Source organism: Caulobacter sp. GW822-FHT07D08, assembly GCF_058798735.1.
Genome location: NZ_JBXAKU010000016.1, coordinates 83534 through 103398 on the forward strand (window position 1 = coordinate 83534; position 19865 = coordinate 103398).

Genomic DNA, 19865 nt, shown 5'->3' on the forward strand with positions numbered 1-19865 from the left:
GCCGACGTTTCCGGCGGTCCCGGCTCTCCGCTTCGCTACGGCCGGGATGACAGTTCAAAAGAAAGGCCCCGGTTTTCACCGGGGCCTTTTTATTACTTCGCCGCCGTCGCGCCGACTTCTGGCTTCACCAGCAGCAGCCACGACTGGTCGTCGCCGAGATAGGTCCTGGCGGCCTTCTGGACGTCGGCCGGGGTGACGCGCGAGAGGCCCGCCAGCACCGAGCGGGTGGCGTCCAGCAGGCGCGGGTCTTCTTGAGCGCCCGAGAGCGCGCCGACCCAGTATTCGTTGGTCACGCGGGCCTTCTCGATCTGATCGATGCGCGGCTTCTTGGCCCGCTCCAGCTCGTCGGCGCTGACCGGCTTGTCGCGCAGGTCGGCCGCGATCTTGCGGATCGAGGCCACCACGATGTCCAGCTTCTCGGGCGGAACCTCCAGGCTGACGGCCAGATAGCCCCAGTTCTTGAAGGTGACATTGGCCGTGGCCGAGGCGTTGGGCGAGTAGGTCGCGCCCTGCTTCTCGCGCAGCTCGTCGATCAGGCGCAGCTGCATGACCTGGCTGAGGATCGAGACGTCGCGCGAGCGCTGCAGGTTCGAGAACAGGTCGTCCGTGCGCCAGACCATGAACAGGGCGGCCTGGTCGGGGCGGCCCTTGTGGGTGCGGATCACCGGCTGTGCCGATGGCGTCGGGAAGGGCGCCTTGTCGGCGCCGGCCAGCGGCGGCTCGCCCGGACGCTTGGGCAGGGCGCCGAAGGTGTCGGCGACGGCGGTGATGGCCTTGTCGACCGTGGTGTCGCCGACGATGACGATCTCCAGGTCGCCCTGGGCCAGCGGGTTGGCGACGGTGGTCTTCAACTGCTCCAGCGACGCGCCGGCGATCTGCTCGCGCGAGGGGAAGGTCCAGCGCTGGTCGCCGCCGTGCATCAGTCCGCCCAGGTCGCGGCTGAGGACGCCGCCCGTGGTGCTCTCCAGCTGATCGTGGATCGTGCCGTAGGCGGTCTTGACACGGTTGAAGGCTTCCGGGCGCCAGCCGGGCTCGGCGGCGTAGGCGGCCAGCACCTGCAGCTCGGTGGCCAGATCCTCGGGCCGCGTGCGGCCGCTCAGCGAAAAGGCGTCGTCCTCGACGCCCAGCGAGGCGTTCCAGATCTTGCCGGTCAGCACGCGCTCCATGTCCGAGGCGCTGATCTGCTTGAGGCCGCCCTCGATGAAGGCGCTGGCCGACCACAGCGGGCTCTGGACGTCGGACGGCATGTCCAGCAGGCCATGGCCGGTGCGGACCTTCACCACGATCTGGTCGTCGCGGAACTTGGTCGGCTTCACCGTCAGGCGCACGCCGTTCTCGAAGCGCACGAAGACGGCGTCCAGATCTGTGACGTCTTTCTGTTCGACGACCTTGCCGCTGGGGCCGAAGCTGGAATAGGGCCAGAGGCTGACGCCCGGCGCGGCCGGCGGGGTGACAGGCTGGTTCTTCAGCGCGTCATAGGCTTTCAGGATCGCCGGCTCGCCGCCGTCGATATTGCCGGGCGCGGCGATGACGATCAGCGGACCCGAGCCGGCGAAGGCGCTCTTCAAGACCGCATTGACCCGCTCGGCGGTCAGGCCCTTCACCAGTTCGTCGAAGAAGGCCAGGTTCTGGCTGGGCGAGGTGATGACCTCGGCGTCGCCCAGTGTGTTGAGCAGCTGGTTGGCCAGGGCGGGCGTGCGCTGGGTGGCCTCGCCGGCCGCGGCGGCGACCAGGCTGGCGCGCAAGGTGGCGATCTCGCGGTCTAGTTCGTCCTGGCGTACGCCGTACTGCACGGCGCGGCGCTGTTCGGCGTCCAGGGCGCTCATCGCCTCGCGCCAGCGATTGGGCTGGGCGGTGGCGCCGAGGGTCGTCACCCGCACCGCGCCGTACTGGTCGCCCTTGAAGGCGCCGCCGGCGATGAACGGCGGCTCGGCCGAGCGCCCGACGGCCTGCAGGCGTCGATTGATCACCGCGAAGGCCAGGTTCTCGATCATGTCGCGCTCGTCGAGAGCCTTGGTCTCGATCAGGCCGTCGGGCTTGCGCATCCAGGTCATCTGCACCGACCAGGGCGCGCCGGTCTCGACGATCAGCTTGGCGGTCGGGCCGCGCTTGGCCACCGCGCCGATGTCGGGGTTCTTGCCGGGCTGGCCCTTGCCGACCCAGTCGCCGAACTTGGCCTTGATCTTGGCTTCCATGGCGTCGACGTCGAAGTCGCCGACCGCCACCAGCACCGCCCGCTCGGGACGATAATAGGCCTCGTAGAAGTCGCGGATGCGCTGGGCCGGAGCGGTCTTCAGGATCTCGGTCTTGCCGATCGGGATCCGCTTGGGCGGCAACTGGCCTTCCATCTGCGCCGACAGGGTGGCGATGGCGACGCGATAGCCGGGCGTATTGCGATTGCGCTGCTCCGACAGCACGACGCCCCGCTCGCGGTCGACGGCGTCGGGGGCGATGGTCAGCTCGCCGGCCGCCTCGCGCAGCAGCATCAGCGAGGTGTCGACCGTTTCGTCATCGGCCTTGGGCAGGTCCAGCTGGTAGGCGGTCTCGTCGAAGCTGGTCTGGGCGTTGGTGTCGGCGCCGAAGGCCAGGCCGTGGCGCTCCAGGATCTTGACCATGTCGCCTTCGGGCACGTTCTTCGAGCCGTTGAACGCCATGTGCTCCAGGAAGTGGGCCAGGCCCTGCTGGTCGTCGGCCTCCATCATCGAGCCGGCGTCGAACCACAGGCGCATGGAGGCCTGGCCGGGCGGGGTGGCGTTCTTGCGGATCGCGTAGCGCATGCCGTTGGACAGCGTCCCGAAGCGCCAGGACGGGTCGGGCGCGACGTCGGACAGGGCCTGGGCCCACTGGCCCGGCTTCAGATCGGTGATTTTGGGACCGGCCAGCGGCGGGGCCTCGGGGATCTTCGGCGCGGACGCGGCCGGCTTGTCGGCTCCGTCCTTGTTCATGAACGGGATGGAAGGCTTGGGAAGGTGCGAGCAGGCGGCGAGGGAGAGGCCGGCGGCGGCGACGAGCGCCAAGCGCGAAGCGCTGATCATCGAGAATCCAGGGCAGGAGAATAAGAGGGCGGCACCTTGGCCGTCGGACATGGCGCACGCAAGGCGCGCGAGCGGCCGGTTTTCGCCTTAATGCTCTAGGTAGGGGCCTTGGGGCGGCAGCTCTAAGCGGCGGCGACGTCGCCCGTGGTGCGGCGCAGGCGCCAGAAGCGGATCGTGCGCAGCGCCGACTCGCGGGGCAGGGCGGCGTAGAGCTCGCCGTACGACTTGGCTTTCAGCATCACGCCGTCGGTCGGCTCGAGGATCAGCAGGGCGAAGGTCAGGAACAGCGAGCGGTCGAAGTCGGCCGCCTTGCAGATCACCGACAGGGCGTCCATCTCGCGCCGCTCCAGGATCTTGCGGGCGGTGTGGAAGTCGACGTCGGCCATGTCCGCCAAGGCCACTAGGAACAGGGTCGTGCGCTTGGCCCGCAGCATGTTGGCCAGGATCTGCGGCGAGATCTGCGCCTTGGCCCGCAGGGTGCGGAATTCCTTCTCGGCCTCGGCGAAGTCGGCGGGCAGGGCGCCGTCCTCGACCGCGACGCGCTTGCGGCCAGCCGTCAGGGCGGCTTCCAGCATGGCGGGATCGACGCCGGCGTTCTTTTCCATGATCCGGTCGCGCAGGCGCGCCTCGACCATGAAGTACATCTCGTTCAGCAGGTCGACCGGCAGGCTGTTGCGGTCGATGACGGCCTCGTGCAGCGACGGGTTGGCGGCGGCGCGGTCGACGACGGTCTCGTGCGCCTCGCGCGACAGCACCGCGCCCTCGTTGCGCAGCAGGACGCCCAGGGTGGCGTCGTCGCCGCGCGCGACGATGGCGTCCGAGACGACGCTGGACACGCTGGGACGCTGCGAGATGGCCCGCAGGTGGTCCTGGCCCTGGGTGCGGGCCACGTGCAGCAGGTCTTCGTCGGTCAGGGCGCTGGAGTTGCGCAGGATCGGAGCGGCGACGGCGATCGAATCCGAGGCCAGGGTGCGCGACAGGCCGCGCGGCGGGGCTGGGGCCTCGCCAAGGCGCTGGGCCAGCTCGACCTTGACCGCCTCTTCCATCTCGCCGGCCAGCTGGCTCATGACGTCGTCGAACAGGCTCATCTCGACGGCGTTGTGGCCCTCGCCGGCGAAGAACATGTCGGTGACGCCGCGCAGCAGCTCCCGGCGCTTGACGCTCGAGGGCTCGTTGGCGAGCGAGATCAGGTCGTGGAGGCGCGATTGCATCACTGGCCGCTGTCCTTCTCGGGCTTGGCCGACCACTCGCCGGCGCCCTCTTCGCGCGGCTTGTCCTCGTCCAGCGCCGGCGGGGCGGTGATCAGGACCATGCGCGGCGGACCGGCGGCGGGGATGGGATCCGGGACCATGCCGAACTGGCGGCCGACGGAATAGGTGCGGGCGCCGATCTGGCCGTCGCGGAATTGCCGCGCGGGTTGGGCCATGCCAGGCGCGGTGGGGGCGGCGTAGGCGACCGGAACCGGCGCGGCGCGCGGCGCTGGGGCGTCGTAGATGTTCTGGGGCAGGGCGGCGCTGGGCGCTTGCGGGGCTTGGGGCGCGTAAGGCGGAGCTGGCGGCTGATAGGTGGCGCGCGTCATCGGCGCGGGCTGGGGCTGCGGCGCTTGAGCCGCCTGGCGAGCCCACCAAGGCTGGACCTGGGCGGCGGCCTGGGCTTGCGGCGCGACGACCTCGCGCTTGCCGCTCCAGGCCAGGGCGCGGCCGCCATAGGTCGAGCCGGTATAGCCAGGCCCACGGCCGTTCACCGGCGTGGGCGCGCGCTCGGGGGCGGGGCCATAGCGGCTTTCCTTGCCGGTCTCCGCATACGCGCCCGCGCACGCCATGGAGGCGCAGGCGAGGGCGGTGATGAAGAGGGCGGCGCGCATGGACAGGTCCGAAAGACGTCTATCGAACGTCAGTCGTAGGCCGCGTCGCTTAATCTTGGGCTAACGCCCTCGCCAAGCGTTCAGAAGTCGACGTTCGATCGCCTCCATCACCGCGTTCAGGACGACGCCCAGTACAGCCAGAGACGCCAGCGCGGCGAAGACCTTGGCCGTCTGCAGACGATTATAGGCCTCCAGGATCCGCCAGGCGAGGCCCTGGGCGCCGCCGGAACCGGCCACGAACTCGGCCACCACGGCGCCGATGATGGCCAGGCCGGCCGCGACCTTGTGTCCCTCCAGCAGGGCCGGGATGGCCGATGGTAGGCGCAGCCGGATCAGGCGCTGCCAGGGATCGGCGCCATAGAGGTCGAACAGGCGGGCCAGATCCGGATCGACCGCCTTCAGTCCCGTCAGGGCGCCGGAGAAGATCGGGAAGAAGGCCACCACGGCGGCCAGGCCGATCACCGCGCGCTCGGGATGGTCAATGCCGGCCCAGATGGTCACCAGGGGGGCGATGGCCACGAGCGGCGTCACCTGCAGGGTGACCGCGATCGGTCGGACGGCGTCTTCAAGCAGGCTGTTCAGGCTGACCGCCAGCGCCAGGGCGCAGGCGACCAGGCTGGCGATGACCAGGGCCAGCAGGGCGGTCGACAGCGTCGCCCAGGCTGAACCCAGCAGCAGCGGCCAGGACTCGGCGAAGGCGCGGGCGATGGCGCTGGGCGCGGGCAGCAGGTAGGGCGGCACGGCCAGGGCGCGGCAGGCGATCTCCCAGCCGCCCAGCAGGACGGCGATCAGGATCGCGGGGGCCAGGACGCGCTTCACGCCGCGCGCTCCGTCGCTTGCGCCAGCAGGGTCGAGACGGCTTCGGCCGCGGCGCGGAAAGCCTCGGTCGTGCGAAAGCCGGACGGACGGACGACTGGGCCGTCGATGGCGATCTCGCCGGCGATGCGGCCGGGACCGGGGGTCATGACCACGACGCGGCGGGCCATGTAGACGGCCTCCTCGACATTGTGGGTCACGAAGACGACGGCGGGTTTCATTTCGGCCGCCAGGGTCAGGACATCGTCGGCCAGGGCGCGGCGGGTGATCTCGTCGAGGGCCGCGAAGGGTTCGTCCAGCAGCAGCAGGCGCGGACGGGTGACCAGGGCGCGGGCCAGCGAGGCGCGCATGGCCATGCCGCCGGAGAGCTGGGCGGGACGGGCGGCGAGGGCGGCGCCCAGGCCGACCTGGTCCAGCGCGTCCTCGGCGGCGGCGCGGGCGGCGGCCTTGTTCATCCCGGCCAGTTCCAGCGGCAGGGCGACATTGTCCCGCGCCGACAGCCACGGCGCCAGGGTATGCGACTGGAAGACGACCGAGGTTTCACCCTTGCCGGCGGCGCGGGTCACGGTTCCGCGCGTCGGCGCCTCCAGGCCGGCCAGCAGCCGCAGGGCGGTGGATTTTCCGCAGCCGGACGGTCCGACCAGGGCGACGATCTCGCCGGCCGCGAGCGTCAGGTCGAGCGGTCCCAGGGCGCGGCCTCGCGCATAGTCGACCTCGATGGCGGCGAGGCTGGCGACTGGATCGCTCATTGGCCCTTGGGCAGGAACTGCAGGGTGTAGGCCTTCTTGAAGTCCCCATCCTTTGGATAGACGCCCTGCGCGATGGCGTCCTTGAAGAACGTGCTCCACCGTTCGTCGGTCATCAGGCCGATGTCGCCGTCACCATTCTTGGCGCTGATCACGCCGTAGGACCGCATCTTGTCGCGCGCCTGGTCGAGGACGTCCTGGGTCATTTCCGGATTGTCCTTCAGGATGGCCGCGTCGCCCGGCTTGGGATCGCCGTAGAGGTAAGACTTCCAGCCCGCCGCGGTGGCCTCGACGAAGGCCCGCACGGCCGCCGGGTTCCTGGCGATCAGGCTGTCATTGACCAGGGCCATCGAGCCGTAGGCCGGATAGCCGCTGTCGGCCAGCAGGAAGACCTTGGGTTTGACCTTGCCTTCCTTCTCGATGAGGTAGGGCTCGCTGGTCACATAGCCTTGCTGGACCACGCGCTTGTCGGCCAGGAACGGCGCGGTGGAATAGTTGTACTTGCGGACCTGGTCATCGGTGAAACCGTACCTGGCTTTCAGCCAGGCCCAGTAGCCGGTGATCGAGGCGTCGGACAGCAGGACCGGATGGCCCTTGATGTCGGCGATGCTGTTCACGCCCTGGTCGGGGTGGGCGATCAGCGACCACGGGTCCTTCTGCATGAAGGCCGCCACGGCCTTCACCGGCGCGTTCTCCTTGATCAGGTTCATGACCACGTAGCTGTTGGAGCCCACGCCGACATCGACCGCGCCAGTGGCCAGGAGCTGGGGCACGTTCACCGCCGGGCCGCCCTGGATCAGGGTCACGTCCAGGCCGCGCTTCTTGTATTCGCCGGTCGCCAGGGCCTGGTAGTAGCCGCCCAGCTCCGCCTCGGCCCGCCAGTCGGTAGCCAGCTTCAGCTTGGTCTCGCCGGTCGGCGCGGCCGTCTCCTTGCTGGCTGGCGAACAGGCGGCGAGCAGGGCCATCAGGCCCAGGACGGCGAAAGCGCGACGCTGCATGGAGTGGGGTCCCCTCGGGTTTGAGGAGAAGTTAGAGGCGGTGCGGCTCAGTTCCAAGTCAGAACCCGAACTCCGTCTCACCGGTTTTCGCCGGGAAGATCGGATTGGCGTTAGGTGTCCAAACCCTGGCGATGGTTCAGCCAGCGCTCGACCTTGGCGTACAGCACCTCGCGCTGGATCGGCTTGGCGATGTGGTCGACCATGCCGGCGGCGTAGCAGCGCTCGACCTGGCGGGGCAGGGCGTCGGCGCTCATGGCGATGATCGGGGCCTTGCCCGGACGCCCCGGCAGCGCCTTGATCGCCCGCGTCGCCTGCAGTCCGTCCATCTGCGGCATGTGGATGTCCATCAGGATGATGTCGTAGTCGCCGGCCTGGGCGCGCTCGACGGCCTGCTTGCCGTTCTCGGCGACGTCGACCTCGAAGCCGACCATGGTCAGCAGGGCGGCGCCGATCTCCAGATTGATCGGGTGGTCGTCGACGATCAGGATCTTGGCCGCGCCGGGCGTCGAGGTCTTGGGTCGCTCGGGCTCGGCGATCGGCTCGGCGGTCGGGGCCAGGAGCTCGATCCAGAAGCACGAGCCGCGGCCCGGCACGCTGTCGACGCCGATCTTGCCGCCCATCACGTCCACGAGCGCCCGGCAGATGGCCAGGCCCAGGCCCGCCCCGCCGTGCAGCCGGCTCATCGAGCTGTCGGCCTGGGAGAAGCGCTGGAACAGCAGCGCCTGCTTGTCGAGATCGATGCCGACGCCGGTGTCGATGATCTCGAAGCGCAGGCGGTCCTCGAGATCGCCGGGCTCGACGATCAGACGCGCGTCGATGCGGCCCTCGTCGGTGAACTTCACGGCGTTGTTCAGGAGGTTGATCAGCACCTGGCGCAGGCGGTCGGCGTCCAGGTCGTGCAGGGCCTGGACCGGGTCGATGATCTCCAGGTCCAGGGTCAGGCCCTTGGCGCGGGCCTCGGGCGCCATGATCGCCACGGTGTCGCGCAGCAGGCCGGCGGCCGAGGTCGGCTGGGGCAGGAGCTCGATCTGGCCCGCCTCGACCCGCGAGAAGTCGAGGATGTCATTGACCACGGTGAGCAGGGCCGCGCCGGCGCTGTCGATCAGATTGACCTGCCGACGGGCGTCGGGCGGCAGGTCGTCGCGCGCGGCCAGCAACTGGGCGAACCCGAGCACGCTGTTCAGCGGCGTGCGGATTTCGTGGCTCATGGTGGCCAGGAACTCGGTCTTGGCCTCGGTGGCGGCCAGCGCTCGGGCCCGGGCGGCGCGGGTTAGCTGCTCGCGGCGCAGCAGCAGCCGCTTGAGCCGGTCCTGCTGGGCCAGGGCCAGACCCGCCGCCAGGCAGGTGTAGAACAGCACCAGGATGAACACCTGGATGGTCCGCGCCTGGGCGATGGGGCCAAGGACCGCGTTGAAGCGCGGGGAGGCGCCGGCCATCGCGATCGGCAGGACAATCACCGCCACGACCAGCGAGGCCATGGCCGCGCCGCGCGCGCCCAGGCGGTAGGCGGCGACGAGGGCGACCGGGAAGATCAGGAACGGCGGCAGGCCCGAAGCCGGATGGGCGCACAGCAGGGTGATCGCGGCGACGCCGAACATCAGGGCCAGATGCTCGCGCCAGGTCCGATGGAACGAGCGACGGTGCTCGGCGTCGATCAGGACCAGGGTCGCTGGCAGGGCGATCGCCAGACCTAGGGCGCCGCGCAGGAACCAGTCGACCAGGACGCTCCAGAAGGGCTCGCCGAAGGCCAGCGCCAGCATCCCGGCGCACAGAATGGCGAACCCGGCGGCGATCGGGGTGGTGACGGCCGGCAGCATGATCAGCGAGCGCAGGGTGCGGATGCGTGGCGTGCCGCCCCATATCCGCAGGAAGACCGCCTGGACGGCCAGGGCCTCCAGCGTATCGACCCCGGTGTCGAGCGCGGCGCGCGCGAGGCTGTCGCCGACCAGCAGGTCGAAGACAAGGTGGAAGATGACGAAGACCGTGGTCAGGGCCACGCGCCGCGATCCGGCCAGGGTGAGCAAGCCGGCGGCCAGCAGGGCGTTGGCGGGCCAGAAGGCGGCGACGCTCAGGACGGAGCGGCTCAGATAGTCGCTGAACGCCAGGCTGGCGACGATGGCGACGGAGAGCCCCAGCAACAGCGCCGTCTGCCGTCGTGGTTCCTGCTGGGCCAGCCTGTGCGGCATGCCGTTTCCGTCTCCCCCAATGGACCCCGCGATCGGGCGTCGACGGCCGAACGGGTTCGGAGACAACGCCTGGACGACCACGCTCCCCGGAAGTGACCGCTAGGCGATCCTGGGGACGACGCCACCATTCAATACGCCCGCCCAGGGGCCGGTTGCCGGCTTATCGCTGGATGTGTCGTTTGGCCGCAGGACGCCCTCGCGACGTCGACACCGTAAGCGATTGTATTCCCAAGATTGAGAGCGAGCGTCGCTGACAATGCATGGGCGCTCCCACAATTCAAGAGGTCGGCGGCGCTCTCGGGGTGGCGCCGCCGTCAGTCCGCGGCGCGACGCGGAACCTGGATCAGCCGGCCAGGTTTTCCTTTTTCTCTTCCAGTTCCAGCCATTCCAGCTCGGCCTGCTCCAGGTCGGCGCGGGCCTTGTCGAGCGCCTTCGTGGCTTTGTCGAAGGCGGCCGGATCACGGCTGTAGAGGTTCGGATCAGCCAGGATCTTCTCGAAGCCGGCGATGATCGCCGGGCTCTTGGCGATCAGGGCTTCGCATTCTTCGAGGCGGCGCTGGTCCTTGAAGGTCAGCTTGCCGGTCTTCTTCGGCGGAGGCGCGGCGGCGACCGCGGCGGGCGCCGCGGCCTTGGTGGTCCGGGCCACCGGCGTGAACGACGAGCCGACGGCCGCGCCGCGTGCGCCCTTGAAGAAGTCGGGGCTCTGGTCGATCAGGTCGGTCCAGCCGCCGGGGGTCTCCAGGACCTTGCCGTGCCCGTTCATGGCGATGGTCGAGGTGGCCAGGCGATCGATGAAGTCACGGTCGTGGCTGACCAGGATCAACGTGCCGTCGAAGTCGGCCAGCAGGTCCTCCAGCAGGTCCAGCGTGTCCATATCCAGGTCGTTGGTCGGCTCATCCAGCACCATCAGGTTGGTGGGATTGGCCAGAGCCCGGGCCAGCAGCAGACGGTTGCGCTCGCCGCCCGACAGGCTGGTCACCGGCTGACGCAACTGGGCCTCGGTGAACAGGAAGTCCTTGGCGTAGCCGGCCACGTGCTTGGGCTGGCCGCGCACCAGGATGGAGTCGCCGCCGCCGGGGGTCAGGAAGTCCCAAAGGGTGATCTTGTCCGACAGCGCCATGCGGCCCTGGTCGATGTAGGAAACCTCCAGGTTGGTGCCCAGCTGCACCGTGCCGGCGTCGAGTTCGAGTTCGCCCAGCAGCAGGCGCACGAGGGTGGTCTTGCCGGCGCCGTTGGGACCCACCAGGGCCACGCGGTCACCGCGCATGATGCGGGTCGAGAAGTCCTCGACGATCACCCGGTCGCCGAACTTCTTGGTCAGGTGCTTGGCCTCGATCACCCTCTTGCCCGACGTCGCGGCGCTCTCGACGGCCATGTACATCGAGCCGCGCTTGTCGCCCTGCAGGTCCTTCTTCTGGGCGCGCAGGTCCATCAGGGCGCGGCGACGGCCTTCGTTGCGGGCCCGGCGCCCCTGGACGCCCCGCGCCAGCCAGGCGTTCTCGCGCTCCAAAACCTTGTTGAGGCGGCGCTCTTCCTCGGCCTCGGCCGCCAGCACCTGCTCGCTCCAGATCTCGAACTCGCCGAAGCCCTTGTCCAGGCGGCGGACCTTGCGGTGCTCCAGCCAGTAGGTGCGCTGGGTGACGCGGTTCAGGAAGGCGCGATCGTGGCTGACGATCAGGGCCGCGCACTTGGAGCTGGCCAGCTCTTCTTCCAGGGTCTGGATCGCGAAGATGTCCAGGTGGTTGGTCGGCTCGTCCAGCAGCAGCACGTCGGGCTGCTCGGCGAACGCCCTGGCCAGCGCGGCGCGGCGCTTCTCGCCGCCCGACAGGCCTTGCGAGCTCTTCTCCGGATCCAGGCCGAAGTCGGCCAGGGCCGCCTGAGCCTCGTAGTCCTCGGCGCCGCCGGCGGTGCAGTAGTCCAGCAGGGTGTCGCCGGTGATCTCCGGCTCCTGGCTGACGAAGATGATCTTGGCGCCCGGCTGGACGGAGCGCTCACCGCTGTCGGGCTCGACGCCTTGAGCGGCCAGGATCTTCAGCAGGGTGGACTTGCCGGCGCCGTTACGACCCACCAGGCAGGCGCGCACGCGCGGCTCCAGGGCCAGGTCGACGCCGTCGAACAGCGGCTTGGCGCCGTCGGCGAGACGAACGTCCTTGAGGGCGAGAACAGGCGCGCGGGTCGGGGAGGCCATGATCGTTCAATACTAAAGCGGCGGTATGTCGCGGAGGTCTGGGCCCTATAGCAGGCCGCGCGCCGAGGAAACGTCAAAATCGCGGCTCGGTTCGCGTTGATCCAGGTCACGGAACGCGGATCGGCGGGTGCGACAGATTCGCCCGTTAACCGCTCGCCAAGCGGGAGCTTGCTAAGACCTTGGCCCTAAGGGAGCGCAAGTACTCGCCTTGACGTGGAACGCGGACGACATTGCTGCTTCTGATGCTCCAGCGCGTCTTGCCCTGGGCGTCGACGGTCTGCGCCGGCCTGTCTGGGTGTTCGACGACGTCCGCAAGCGCAAGGTCTACGCCAACCGCGCCGCGGTCGCGCTGTGGGGCGCGGCCTCGCTGGACGAGCTTCTGGCGCGCGACTTCTCCGACCAGTCCCCCGCCGTGCGCATGCGCATGGAGAACATCGCCAAGCGCATCGAAGGCGGCGGCGCCGTCGAGGAGCGCTGGACGTTCTATCCGAACGGCCTGCCGGTCACCGTCCAGACCACGATCTCGCGCATCCTCCTGCCGGACGGCTGTAGTGGGCTTCTGTTCGAGGGTTCCAGGGTCGCGCCAGAGGTCGACGAGCATCGCGCCATAGAGGCCCTGCGCCACACCAGCGCTCTGGTCTCGCTGTACGACGCTGACGGCTTTCGTATCTTCGGTAACCCGGCCGCCCAGGCCAGCTATCCACGCGAGAATACCCGTTTCGCCGAGATCTTCGCCAATGGCGACGCCGGCGGCGCGTTGTGGGCCTCGGCCCTGGCCGGCGAGGCGATCGAGGGCGCCTATCGGGTGATCACCGCCCACGGCGAGCGTTGGCATGGTCTGGCCGCCCGCCGCACGCCCGATCCGGTCACGGGCGATCCCTGCATCCTGGTCAACGAAACCGATATCACCGAGGAGGTCGAGGCCCAGTCCGCCCTGGCCGAGGCCCGCGAACGGGCCGAGGCCGCCATGGCCGCGCGGCAGGACTTCCTGGCCAATATGAGCCACGAACTGCGCACGCCGCTGACCAGCATCCTGGGCTTTACCGACCTGCTGAACGCCTCGAAGCTGGACGCCGAGCAGCGCCGCCGCCTGGCGCGCATCCGCGACGCGGGGACCGTTCTGCTGGACACCCTGAACGATGTCCTCGACTTCTCGAAGCTGGAGGCCGGCGGGGTCAGTCTGGAAACCCGGCCGTTCGAACTGCGCGCCCTGCTGGGCGCCACGGCGGGCATCTTCGAGGCCCAGGCCGGGACCAAGGGGCTGGACCTCAAGCTCGATATCGATCCGTCCTGCCCCGCGTGGCTGGAGGGCGACGGTGATCGCCTGCGCCACGTGCTGGTCAACTTCCTGGGCAACGCCGTGAAGTTCACCCGGGTTGGCTCGGTGGTGCTCAGCGCCGCGCGGCGCCAGGGCGCGGCGCCGGGCTTCGCCCGCCTGGAGCTGGCGGTTTCCGACACCGGCGTCGGCGTGCCCGAGGCCATGCTGGACTTCGTTTTCGATCGCTTCGCCCAGGCGGGGCCCGAGGTATCGCGCAAGTTCGGCGGCACGGGCCTGGGTCTGGCGATCAGCAAGGAGATCGTCGAGCTGATGGGCGGCCAGATCGGCGTCGATAGCGTCGCCGGCCAGGGCGCGCGTTTCTGGTGCGTGCTGGACCTGCCGATCGCCGTCGCACCCGAAAGCCGCGAGCCCGAGGTCCCGGAAGCGCCGTCGCGACCGCTGAACCTATTGGTCGCCGACGACAACGAGGCCAATCGCGAGTTGATCGGCGCGTTGGTCCGCGCCATGGGTCACGCGGTCGACGTCGTCGCCGACGGCTGCGCGGCGGTCGAGGCCGTGGCCTCCGGCGGCTATGACCTCGTGCTGATGGACGTGCAGATGCCGCGCATGGACGGCCTGGCCGCCACCCGGGCGATCCGCGCCATGCCGGGCGAGACGGGCCTGACCCCGATCATCGCCCTGACCGCCAATGTCCTGCCCGAGCAGATCGCCTTCTATCGCGCCAGCGGCATGGACGACCACGTCGGCAAGCCGATCAGCCCCCGCGAGCTGCTGCTGAAGATCGCCCTTTGGTCCGATGGCCGCGGAGAGAAGCCGGCGGATGGGCCGACGCTGGACGGCGCTAGGACCTGACATTGGCCCTCGGACGCGCCGCGATGCGCGCCGGAACCCTCGGCTCGGCAGCGTCGTTCATCGAGCAAGGCGCGGCTATGGACGTGAAGCGCCCTATCATTCCGAGCAAGGGGCTTTGCGCGATGCGATCGATCCTTCTGATGCTGCTAGGGGTTCCGCTCCCCATCATTCTCCTCCTGGCCTTCTGCACCCATCACTTCTGAGCCGGAGGATTGCCGCCATGGCTTACGGAGCCGAACTTTCGACAGCCGATATCGCCGACGAGCACCAGTCGGCCGTCAGCTGGGATGCGATCTTGGCCGGCGCCGCGGCGACGATCGCGCTGCTCTTCGTTCTGGTCTCGCTGGGCGCGGGCCTCGGGCTGAAGATGTCGCCGCGTTGGCCCGCGGGCCTGGAGGCGCGAGATTTCACCCCGGCGATCGGCGCGGTGTTTGTCGCCTGCCAGGTCGCGGCGAGCATGATGGGCGGCTATCTGACCGGGCGTCTGCGCACCAAGTGGCTGCACGTCCATGATCACGAGACCTATTTCCGCGACACGGCCCACGGTCTGCTGGCCTGGGCGGCCAGTATCGTCGGGCTCCTCGTGCTGGGCGCGTTGACGGCTCAGGCCCCGGTCGCGCCGGTCGGCGAACTTTCGCCGGTTGAAGTGATCCGGGCCGGGCAGATCGGCGCGCAGATCTCGCTGTTCCTGGGGATCGGCGCCCTCACCAGCGCCTTCGCCGCCAGCGTCGCCGCGACGATCGGCGGCATGCGGCGCGACGACATGCACAGGCTGCATCGCGCCGCGAAGCCGTAAGGCCTGTCGCTGGGCGGGGCGCATGCGCCCCGCCCAAGACGCTCGACCTAGTATCCTGGCGAGGTCACGTTGAAGCTGGCGTTGTTGCCGATGGCGGTCGAGACGCCCGTCACCTGGCGGCCGGAATTGATCGTGGTGCTGGAACTGGCGCCGATGTCGGCGCTGTTGGTCTGGTTGTTGGTCACCGTCATGCGACCGTTGCACTTCGAGCAGGCGTAGCCGGTCACCGCATTGCCCATCGCCGTGGCGCTGGTCACCGTATCGTAGCCGTCCTGGCCCTCGAAGCTGGCGATCGCCTCGACGCCGCCGCCGGTGTTGGTCTGCAGGTTGTCCAGGGTAAGGTCCGCGCCGACATTGTTGACCTGCGAGGAATTGCCGGCGGCGTAGGCGCTCGTCTGGGCCGCGCCGAACAGATACGAGGTCCCCTGCGCCTGGCCGCGCACGTACGAGGTGTTCCATTGATTGGACGTGACGTCCGCCAGAGGGCCCTCGTTCTGGACCGCCAGGTTGTTGCCGGTGGCCGTGGCCACCGTCGCCGACAGGTAGCTGTTGCCGTAGGCGGTGAACTTGCTGGCCTGGGTGACGTCGGCCGTATTGGCCTGGTCGGTGATGGCGCGGACGGCCGACTGATTGCCGCCGCTGATATTGATGTTGTTGCCGGCGGTGGTCGCGGTGACCGCGCTGCTCCCCGAGACGTAGCCGACCATCGCGCCGCCGTCGGCCAGCACATTGGCCGTTGTCGACTGGCTGATCCGCACCCCGGCCGAGCCGTTGTCCAGATTGACGCCCTGGCTGTTGCCCATGGCCAGGGTCGAGACGGTCAGGTCCTTGGCCGAGGCATCGGCCGCCTCGACCTGGCCGCGCGCGGTGACCGCGTTGGAATTGACCTGGACGACGCGGGCCGAGACCGTGCCGTTGGACGCGGAGAGGGCGCCGGAATTGCCGACCGCCGTGGTGCGCACAGCCGAGACCGCGCCGGCGTCGGTGCCGACATCCACCACGCCATGGGCGTAGACCTTGCCCTGGTTTTCCTGGGTCGAGTCGGCCGAGGCGTCGGCGTTGGTCACGCCGATCGAGACGCCGTTGGCCTGGGCCGTCGTGCTGGCGGTGACGCCGTCGGACACCGTCTGGACGTTCAGCGTCTGCTCCGAGAACAGCTCGCCGAGATTGATCTGGTTGTTGAGAACCGGGCTCGGCGAGGTCGCCTGGGCGTGGGCGGGTTGGCTAGTAACGACCGCGCTTAGAATCGCGAATATCGGGATCACGCTTAGCGTTCCAGCGAGACGGGTCATCGCGGGTTTGCGCATTGTTCGTTCCCAGGTTGTCATAGGCCGGAGTGAAGGCGCCGGTCTGCCCGACCGTGGCGTCGCCGAACGGGTCGTAGCGCAGACAGCTTTGCGGGCCGGGCATGCCGTAGAGATTGGCGCTCATCTCGACGGTGGCGCGCTCGATCAGGGCGCGCACCGCCAACTGCATGGGCTCCAGCGCCCCGCGACCGGCCGAGATGTCGAAGATGTTGCCGTTCAGGAAGTCGAAGATGCCGGCGCTGATCTCGCGGCCGACCACCTGCTTCTGGTACGAGATGACGTCCACCACCTCCAGCGTGCGGGTGTTCACCATCCGCAGGTCCAGCGCGATATTCATGACGAAGACGCGGCGGCGGAAGTTGCCCTTCAGCCCGTCGGTGTCCTTGTCGCCGACATAGGCGTCCACGCCGGCCGAGCGGATGTTGTAGTTCAGTTCGGTGATGCCGCCGACCACGTAGAAGTCGGAGCCGGGCACCTGGCCGGCGATGATCTTGCGATAGTCCGCCGGCGCGTCGGGCGCGGGATTGGGACGGTCCGAGATCAGCTTGTTGTTGGCGTATTTCAGCTCGAACTCCGACACCGAGGTGTCGAAGCGTTCGACCATGGGCATGCCGGCCTTGGCGAAGGCCGAGAAGGCCATCAGCGAAGCGCCCTGCGTCACCTTGCGGCCCGAGCCGTCGGACTCTTCCTTGCCGGTGTAGTCGGCGATGCGGCCGATCGCGATGCGCGGAGCGGCCACGTGATTGGCGCGGGCGTACTGGTTCAGGCAGACCAGGGCGGCCGAATAGTCGGTCGGGTTGGCCGTGACCGGCGCGCTGCCGATCGGCTTGGCGTAGTTGCCGGCCGTCGAGGCCACGGGCACGCCGCCGCAGCCGGCCAGGGCCGTCGCGCCCATCAGGGCCAGGACGAGACCCGTGCGTTTGAAGCTCATTGCGGAGTTCCCGCCTTCACCACATTCGAGCCCGCGGTGACGTTGCCGTTGTTCACCTGACTGGAATTGACGATGACCGTGTTGTTGTTGCCCTGGGTGATGACCGTCAGGTTGTTGCCGATCGCGGTCGAGCCGGCATAACCGCCCACGCCGCCGACGCCCGAATAGGCGTCCAGCGAGCCGGACGAGCGGCTCGATGAGAACACGCTCTGGTCCGAGCCGGTCAGCATGACGCCGTCGACGATTACCCGGTTGCCGTTGGCGTCGCGGGTCGAATACTCGACCATGCGGTTTTCCTGGCCCGAGCTGCGGCCATAGCCGGCGTTGAACGAGGCCGAGTTGGTCGACATCGACTGCGCCGCGGCGACGCCGCCGAAACCTAGCGTGGGGATGCACAGCGTGAAGACGACGGCGGTGGCCGTCGCGACGCTCATGTTCTTTTTCCGATGCCAGGCCATGAAAGGCTCCGCGAACTGTCGACACGGCGCGGCAAGCAACACCCGTGCCAAAAAGGTACAGATCGACGTGTAGGCCCTAGGTCGAGAAAAAATGGTTAAGCGCGCGCCGGGACGATGGGCGGTGGTTCGAATCGTCGCGAGACGCCCTAGATAGATGTCATGAGCGAGCAGCGTTCCGAGCCGATCTTCAACGCGCCCTGGCCCGCCCTGCTGGCGGCGGCTTCGATCCTGGTCCCGCACATCCTGTTGTCGCGCGCCAGCGACGCGACCGTCGAGTCCTTGGCCCTGGTCCCGCGGGACTTCTGGAACGGCGTCTGGACGGGGCCCGTGACCATGATGTTCGTGCATGGCGGCTGGGTTCACGCCCTGATGAATAGCGCCTTCGCCCTGGCCTTTGGTGCTCCCGTGGCCCGGCTGCTGGGACTAAACGGCAGGGGAGGGGGAATCTTCTGCCTCTTCTATCTGGTCAGCGGCGCGCTCTCGGGCGTCGGCTACGCGGCCATCCATCCGGACAGCGCCAATGCGGTGATCGGCGCGTCCGGGGCCGTCTCGGCCCTGATGGGCGCGGCCGCCCGGACCATGGACTACGAGGGACGAGTCGGACCGGTCCTGGGTCCCCGCGTCATCTCGCTGGGTCTGGGCTGGCTGATCGTCAATCTGGTGATGGCCGTGGCGGGCGGCCTGCTGACCATGGGGAGCGGCGCGGTGGCCTGGGAGGCGCACCTCGTGGGCTTCGTCGTCGGCGTGCTGTTGATCGGTCCGTTCGCACGCTGGGCCGGCGTTAAGCCACGAACGCCCGAAACTGATTGATTGCACGGTCTCTTTGCGAGACCCTTGTTCCCTAAGAACCATAAGGGAGAAGCGCGGTGCTGGTTTCTCAGATCCTGAAAGACAAGGGTGATCTCGTGTTCACGGCCTCCCCACAGGAGACCATCGGCGCGGCGGCCGCCTTGCTTCATACAAGACGTGTCGGGGCCATGGTGGTGGTCGACGGCGAGGAGGCGGTGATCGGAATCCTCTCCGAACGCGACATCGTCCGGGCCATCGCCAAGGAAGGCGCCAGCGCGCTGACCAAGCCGATCAGCGCCTGCATGAGCACCAGCGTGGTGTTCGCCCAGCCGGACGAGACGATCGACGCCCTGCTCGAGCGCATGACCGACCGCCGCATCCGCCACCTGCCGGTGGTCAAGGGCGGGCGTCTGGCCGGGATCGTCTCGATCGGCGACCTGGTGAAGTACAAGATCAACGAGGCCCAGGCCGAGGCCGAGGGTCTGAAGGCCTATATCGCCGCGGGTTGATACGGCGCGCGACTCTAACGGGCCGTGCTCGCTACAGGGCGCGGATCCGGCCGCCGGCGCGCGGCAGGATCCGCGGCTCCGAGCCTCTGTATATCGAGCCTCTATATAGAGAGGGGGATCAGCCCTCGATCAGTTCGGCCCCCGCGCCCTGGGCGGCGTCGGCGACGCTGTAGCCTTCCAGCACCGCGGCCGTGGCGTCACGGGCCCGCAGCAAGGCTTCGCGCAGCGCGCAGGTCGCGAGATCCCGGCAGTCCTCGCAACGGCGGAAGGCGGTGCGGCTGACGCAAGGGGTCAGGGCCAGGGGGCCGTCGACCAGGCGGATGATCTCCGCGAAGCTGATTTCCTCGGCCGGACGACCCAGCACATAGCCGCCGAACTTGCCGCGTCGGCTGATCACCAGGCCCTCGCGCGAGAGCGACAGGAGAATGGCTTCCAGGAACTTACGCGGGGCGTCGGCGCGATCGGCCAGCTCGCCGGCGGTCACCTGGGTGTTCGCGCGGGCCAGTTCGATCATCGCGCGCAGGGCGTAGCGGGCCTTCTGGGACAACATGGACGCCGGGGACCTTTTACATGGGAAGCATGGCGGGCGTGTCCGTGCGGGCGCGCTCTATAAGAGTGCTCAGCCTTCTGAGCGAGGCTTGGCCGGCGCGCAAGTCTGGATGACGTCGTTCATGCACAGGGAATGGGCGCGTCTGGGGATGAATCCGCGATTCCGTGCTTGCGGGGCCGGGAAGGGGGCTCTAGAAGCCGCCCCTCGCTTCGGGGCCGCGGCCCGCCGGACGAAACCTTGGCCTTTCGGGCTTGCGTTTCTGAAAGCGGATCGTTAAGTTCCGCAGCCTCAATCGAATCTCTTCTGACTTACGGCGCTCCCATGCGGCGCGCCTCGGTCAGCTTTTGCGCTCTGAAGTGGCTCTGGCCTCCAAGAAAACAAAAGTAAAAAGGGTGGTTGACCTGGGAGTTCTGCTTCGTTAGAAGCCGCCCTCCAAGAAATGCTAAGGAGTTCTTCGGGGCTTTTGAGTATTTCGGCCAGTAAGGCTTCGAGGTTTTCTTCGAGAAATAGCTTGACTGGATTTGGTGGTTTCTTTAGAAGCTGCCGGCTCTGCCGAGGACC

Annotated in this window: 18 protein-coding genes; 5 read left to right on the plus strand and 13 right to left on the minus strand. The window is 68.6% G+C overall.

The window, feature by feature from the left end; translation table 11 throughout:
* Nucleotides 1-92: 92 nt before the first annotated feature.
* From AC1RJ9_RS22735 to AC1RJ9_RS22770, 8 genes are all read right to left on the minus strand, one after another.
* Nucleotides 93-3035: a M16 family metallopeptidase gene (locus AC1RJ9_RS22735; protein WP_492840192.1), complete on the minus strand. Its 2943-nt coding sequence runs from the start codon at nt 3033-3035 to the stop codon at nt 93-95.
* 122 nt (nt 3036-3157) lie between these two features.
* Nucleotides 3158-4246, minus strand: a complete 1089-nt coding sequence (locus AC1RJ9_RS22740) for a DUF2336 domain-containing protein (RefSeq protein WP_492840190.1) — start codon at nt 4244-4246, stop codon at nt 3158-3160.
* A complete protein-coding gene (locus AC1RJ9_RS22745; protein ID WP_492840188.1) occupies nt 4246-4899 on the minus strand; it encodes a hypothetical protein in 654 nt (217 codons plus the stop codon). Before AC1RJ9_RS22745 ends, AC1RJ9_RS22740 begins: the two co-directional genes overlap by 1 nt.
* 60 nt (nt 4900-4959) lie before the next feature.
* Entirely contained in the window at nt 4960-5718 is a 759-nt protein-coding gene (locus AC1RJ9_RS22750) for an ABC transporter permease (RefSeq protein ID WP_492840186.1), read from the minus strand.
* The gene (locus tag AC1RJ9_RS22755) at nt 5715-6464 is read right to left on the minus strand and encodes an ABC transporter ATP-binding protein (protein ID WP_492840184.1); all 750 of its coding nucleotides are present in this window, start codon (nt 6462-6464) and stop codon (nt 5715-5717) included. Before AC1RJ9_RS22755 ends, AC1RJ9_RS22750 begins: the two co-directional genes overlap by 4 nt.
* Nucleotides 6461-7459 (minus strand): ABC transporter substrate-binding protein, encoded by a 999-nt coding sequence (locus tag AC1RJ9_RS22760; protein ID WP_492840182.1) that lies wholly within the window; start codon nt 7457-7459, stop codon nt 6461-6463. The genes AC1RJ9_RS22755 and AC1RJ9_RS22760 overlap by 4 nt, the downstream gene beginning before the upstream one ends.
* 110 nt (nt 7460-7569) lie before the next feature.
* Nucleotides 7570-9645, minus strand: a complete 2076-nt coding sequence (locus tag AC1RJ9_RS22765) for a hybrid sensor histidine kinase/response regulator (RefSeq protein ID WP_492840180.1) — start codon at nt 9643-9645, stop codon at nt 7570-7572.
* Nucleotides 9646-9988: 343 nt separating this feature from the next.
* Nucleotides 9989-11833, minus strand: a complete 1845-nt coding sequence (locus AC1RJ9_RS22770) for an ABC-F family ATP-binding cassette domain-containing protein (protein ID WP_492840178.1) — start codon at nt 11831-11833, stop codon at nt 9989-9991.
* Nucleotides 11834-12041: 208 nt separating this feature from the next.
* Here AC1RJ9_RS22770 and AC1RJ9_RS22775 point away from each other — a divergent pair, with 208 nt between their 5' ends.
* From AC1RJ9_RS22775 to AC1RJ9_RS22785, 3 genes are read left to right on the plus strand one after another with little or no spacing between them, the layout of a single operon-like run.
* Nucleotides 12042-13964, plus strand: a complete 1923-nt coding sequence (locus AC1RJ9_RS22775) for a hybrid sensor histidine kinase/response regulator (protein ID WP_492840177.1) — start codon at nt 12042-12044, stop codon at nt 13962-13964.
* A gap of 2 nt (nt 13965-13966) precedes the next feature.
* Nucleotides 13967-14167 (plus strand): hypothetical protein, encoded by a 201-nt coding sequence (locus AC1RJ9_RS22780; protein WP_492840175.1) that lies wholly within the window; start codon nt 13967-13969, stop codon nt 14165-14167.
* Nucleotides 14168-14184: 17 nt separating this feature from the next.
* Complete coding sequence (locus tag AC1RJ9_RS22785; protein WP_492840173.1) at nt 14185-14760, plus strand: hypothetical protein; 576 nt, start codon at nt 14185-14187, stop codon at nt 14758-14760.
* A gap of 47 nt (nt 14761-14807) precedes the next feature.
* Here the strand turns inward: AC1RJ9_RS22785 and hfaD are convergent, their stop codons facing one another.
* The 3 genes from hfaD to hfaA are packed head-to-tail and all read right to left on the minus strand — an operon-like array spanning nt 14808 to nt 17456.
* A complete protein-coding gene (hfaD, locus tag AC1RJ9_RS22790; RefSeq protein ID WP_492840171.1) occupies nt 14808-16067 on the minus strand; it encodes a holdfast anchor protein HfaD in 1260 nt (419 codons plus the stop codon).
* The gene (hfaB, locus tag AC1RJ9_RS22795; protein WP_492840169.1) at nt 15985-16998 is read right to left on the minus strand and encodes a holdfast anchoring protein HfaB; all 1014 of its coding nucleotides are present in this window, start codon (nt 16996-16998) and stop codon (nt 15985-15987) included. The genes hfaD and hfaB overlap by 83 nt, the downstream gene beginning before the upstream one ends.
* Nucleotides 16995-17456, minus strand: a complete 462-nt coding sequence (gene hfaA, locus AC1RJ9_RS22800; RefSeq protein WP_492840167.1) for a holdfast anchoring protein HfaA — start codon at nt 17454-17456, stop codon at nt 16995-16997. Before hfaA ends, hfaB begins: the two co-directional genes overlap by 4 nt.
* A 159-nt stretch (nt 17457-17615) precedes the next feature.
* Between hfaA and AC1RJ9_RS22805 the strand changes: the two genes are divergently transcribed.
* Entirely contained in the window at nt 17616-18266 is a 651-nt protein-coding gene (locus AC1RJ9_RS22805) for a rhomboid family intramembrane serine protease (protein ID WP_492840165.1), read from the plus strand.
* Between the two features lie 56 nt (nt 18267-18322).
* Nucleotides 18323-18754: a CBS domain-containing protein gene (locus tag AC1RJ9_RS22810; RefSeq protein WP_492840163.1), complete on the plus strand. Its 432-nt coding sequence runs from the start codon at nt 18323-18325 to the stop codon at nt 18752-18754.
* Nucleotides 18755-18872: 118 nt separating this feature from the next.
* On the opposite strand, the gene AC1RJ9_RS22815 is transcribed toward AC1RJ9_RS22810, so the two are convergent.
* Both AC1RJ9_RS22815 and AC1RJ9_RS22820 read right to left on the minus strand, forming a co-directional pair.
* A complete protein-coding gene (locus tag AC1RJ9_RS22815; RefSeq protein ID WP_492840161.1) occupies nt 18873-19304 on the minus strand; it encodes an RrF2 family transcriptional regulator in 432 nt (143 codons plus the stop codon).
* A gap of 288 nt (nt 19305-19592) precedes the next feature.
* Nucleotides 19593-19865, minus strand: a 273-nt coding sequence (locus AC1RJ9_RS22820) for a hypothetical protein (RefSeq protein WP_492881696.1), incomplete at its 5' end; no start/stop codon positions are given.

Bases quoted from the DNA above. Each gene is read 5' to 3' on its own strand.
- AC1RJ9_RS22735 (WP_492840192.1), bottom strand. From the start codon at position 3,035: ATGATCAGCGCTTCGCGCTTGGCGCTCGTCGCCGCCGCCGGCCTCTCC.
- AC1RJ9_RS22740 (WP_492840190.1), bottom strand. From the start codon at position 4,246: ATGCAATCGCGCCTCCACGACCTGATCTCGCTCGCCAACGAGCCCTCG.
- AC1RJ9_RS22745 (WP_492840188.1), bottom strand. From the start codon at position 4,899: ATGCGCGCCGCCCTCTTCATCACCGCCCTCGCCTGCGCCTCCATGGCG.
- AC1RJ9_RS22755 (WP_492840184.1), bottom strand. From the start codon at position 6,464: ATGAGCGATCCAGTCGCCAGCCTCGCCGCCATCGAGGTCGACTATGCG.
- AC1RJ9_RS22760 (WP_492840182.1), bottom strand. From the start codon at position 7,459: ATGCAGCGTCGCGCTTTCGCCGTCCTGGGCCTGATGGCCCTGCTCGCC.
- AC1RJ9_RS22765 (WP_492840180.1), bottom strand. From the start codon at position 9,645: ATGCCGCACAGGCTGGCCCAGCAGGAACCACGACGGCAGACGGCGCTG.
- AC1RJ9_RS22770 (WP_492840178.1), bottom strand. From the start codon at position 11,833: ATGGCCTCCCCGACCCGCGCGCCTGTTCTCGCCCTCAAGGACGTTCGT.
- AC1RJ9_RS22785 (WP_492840173.1), top strand. From the start codon at position 14,185: ATGGCTTACGGAGCCGAACTTTCGACAGCCGATATCGCCGACGAGCAC.
- hfaD (WP_492840171.1), bottom strand. From the start codon at position 16,067: ATGCGCAAACCCGCGATGACCCGTCTCGCTGGAACGCTAAGCGTGATC.
- hfaB (WP_492840169.1), bottom strand. From the start codon at position 16,998: ATGAGCTTCAAACGCACGGGTCTCGTCCTGGCCCTGATGGGCGCGACG.
- hfaA (WP_492840167.1), bottom strand. From the start codon at position 17,456: ATGGCCTGGCATCGGAAAAAGAACATGAGCGTCGCGACGGCCACCGCC.
- AC1RJ9_RS22805 (WP_492840165.1), top strand. From the start codon at position 17,616: ATGAGCGAGCAGCGTTCCGAGCCGATCTTCAACGCGCCCTGGCCCGCC.
- AC1RJ9_RS22815 (WP_492840161.1), bottom strand. From the start codon at position 19,304: ATGTTGTCCCAGAAGGCCCGCTACGCCCTGCGCGCGATGATCGAACTG.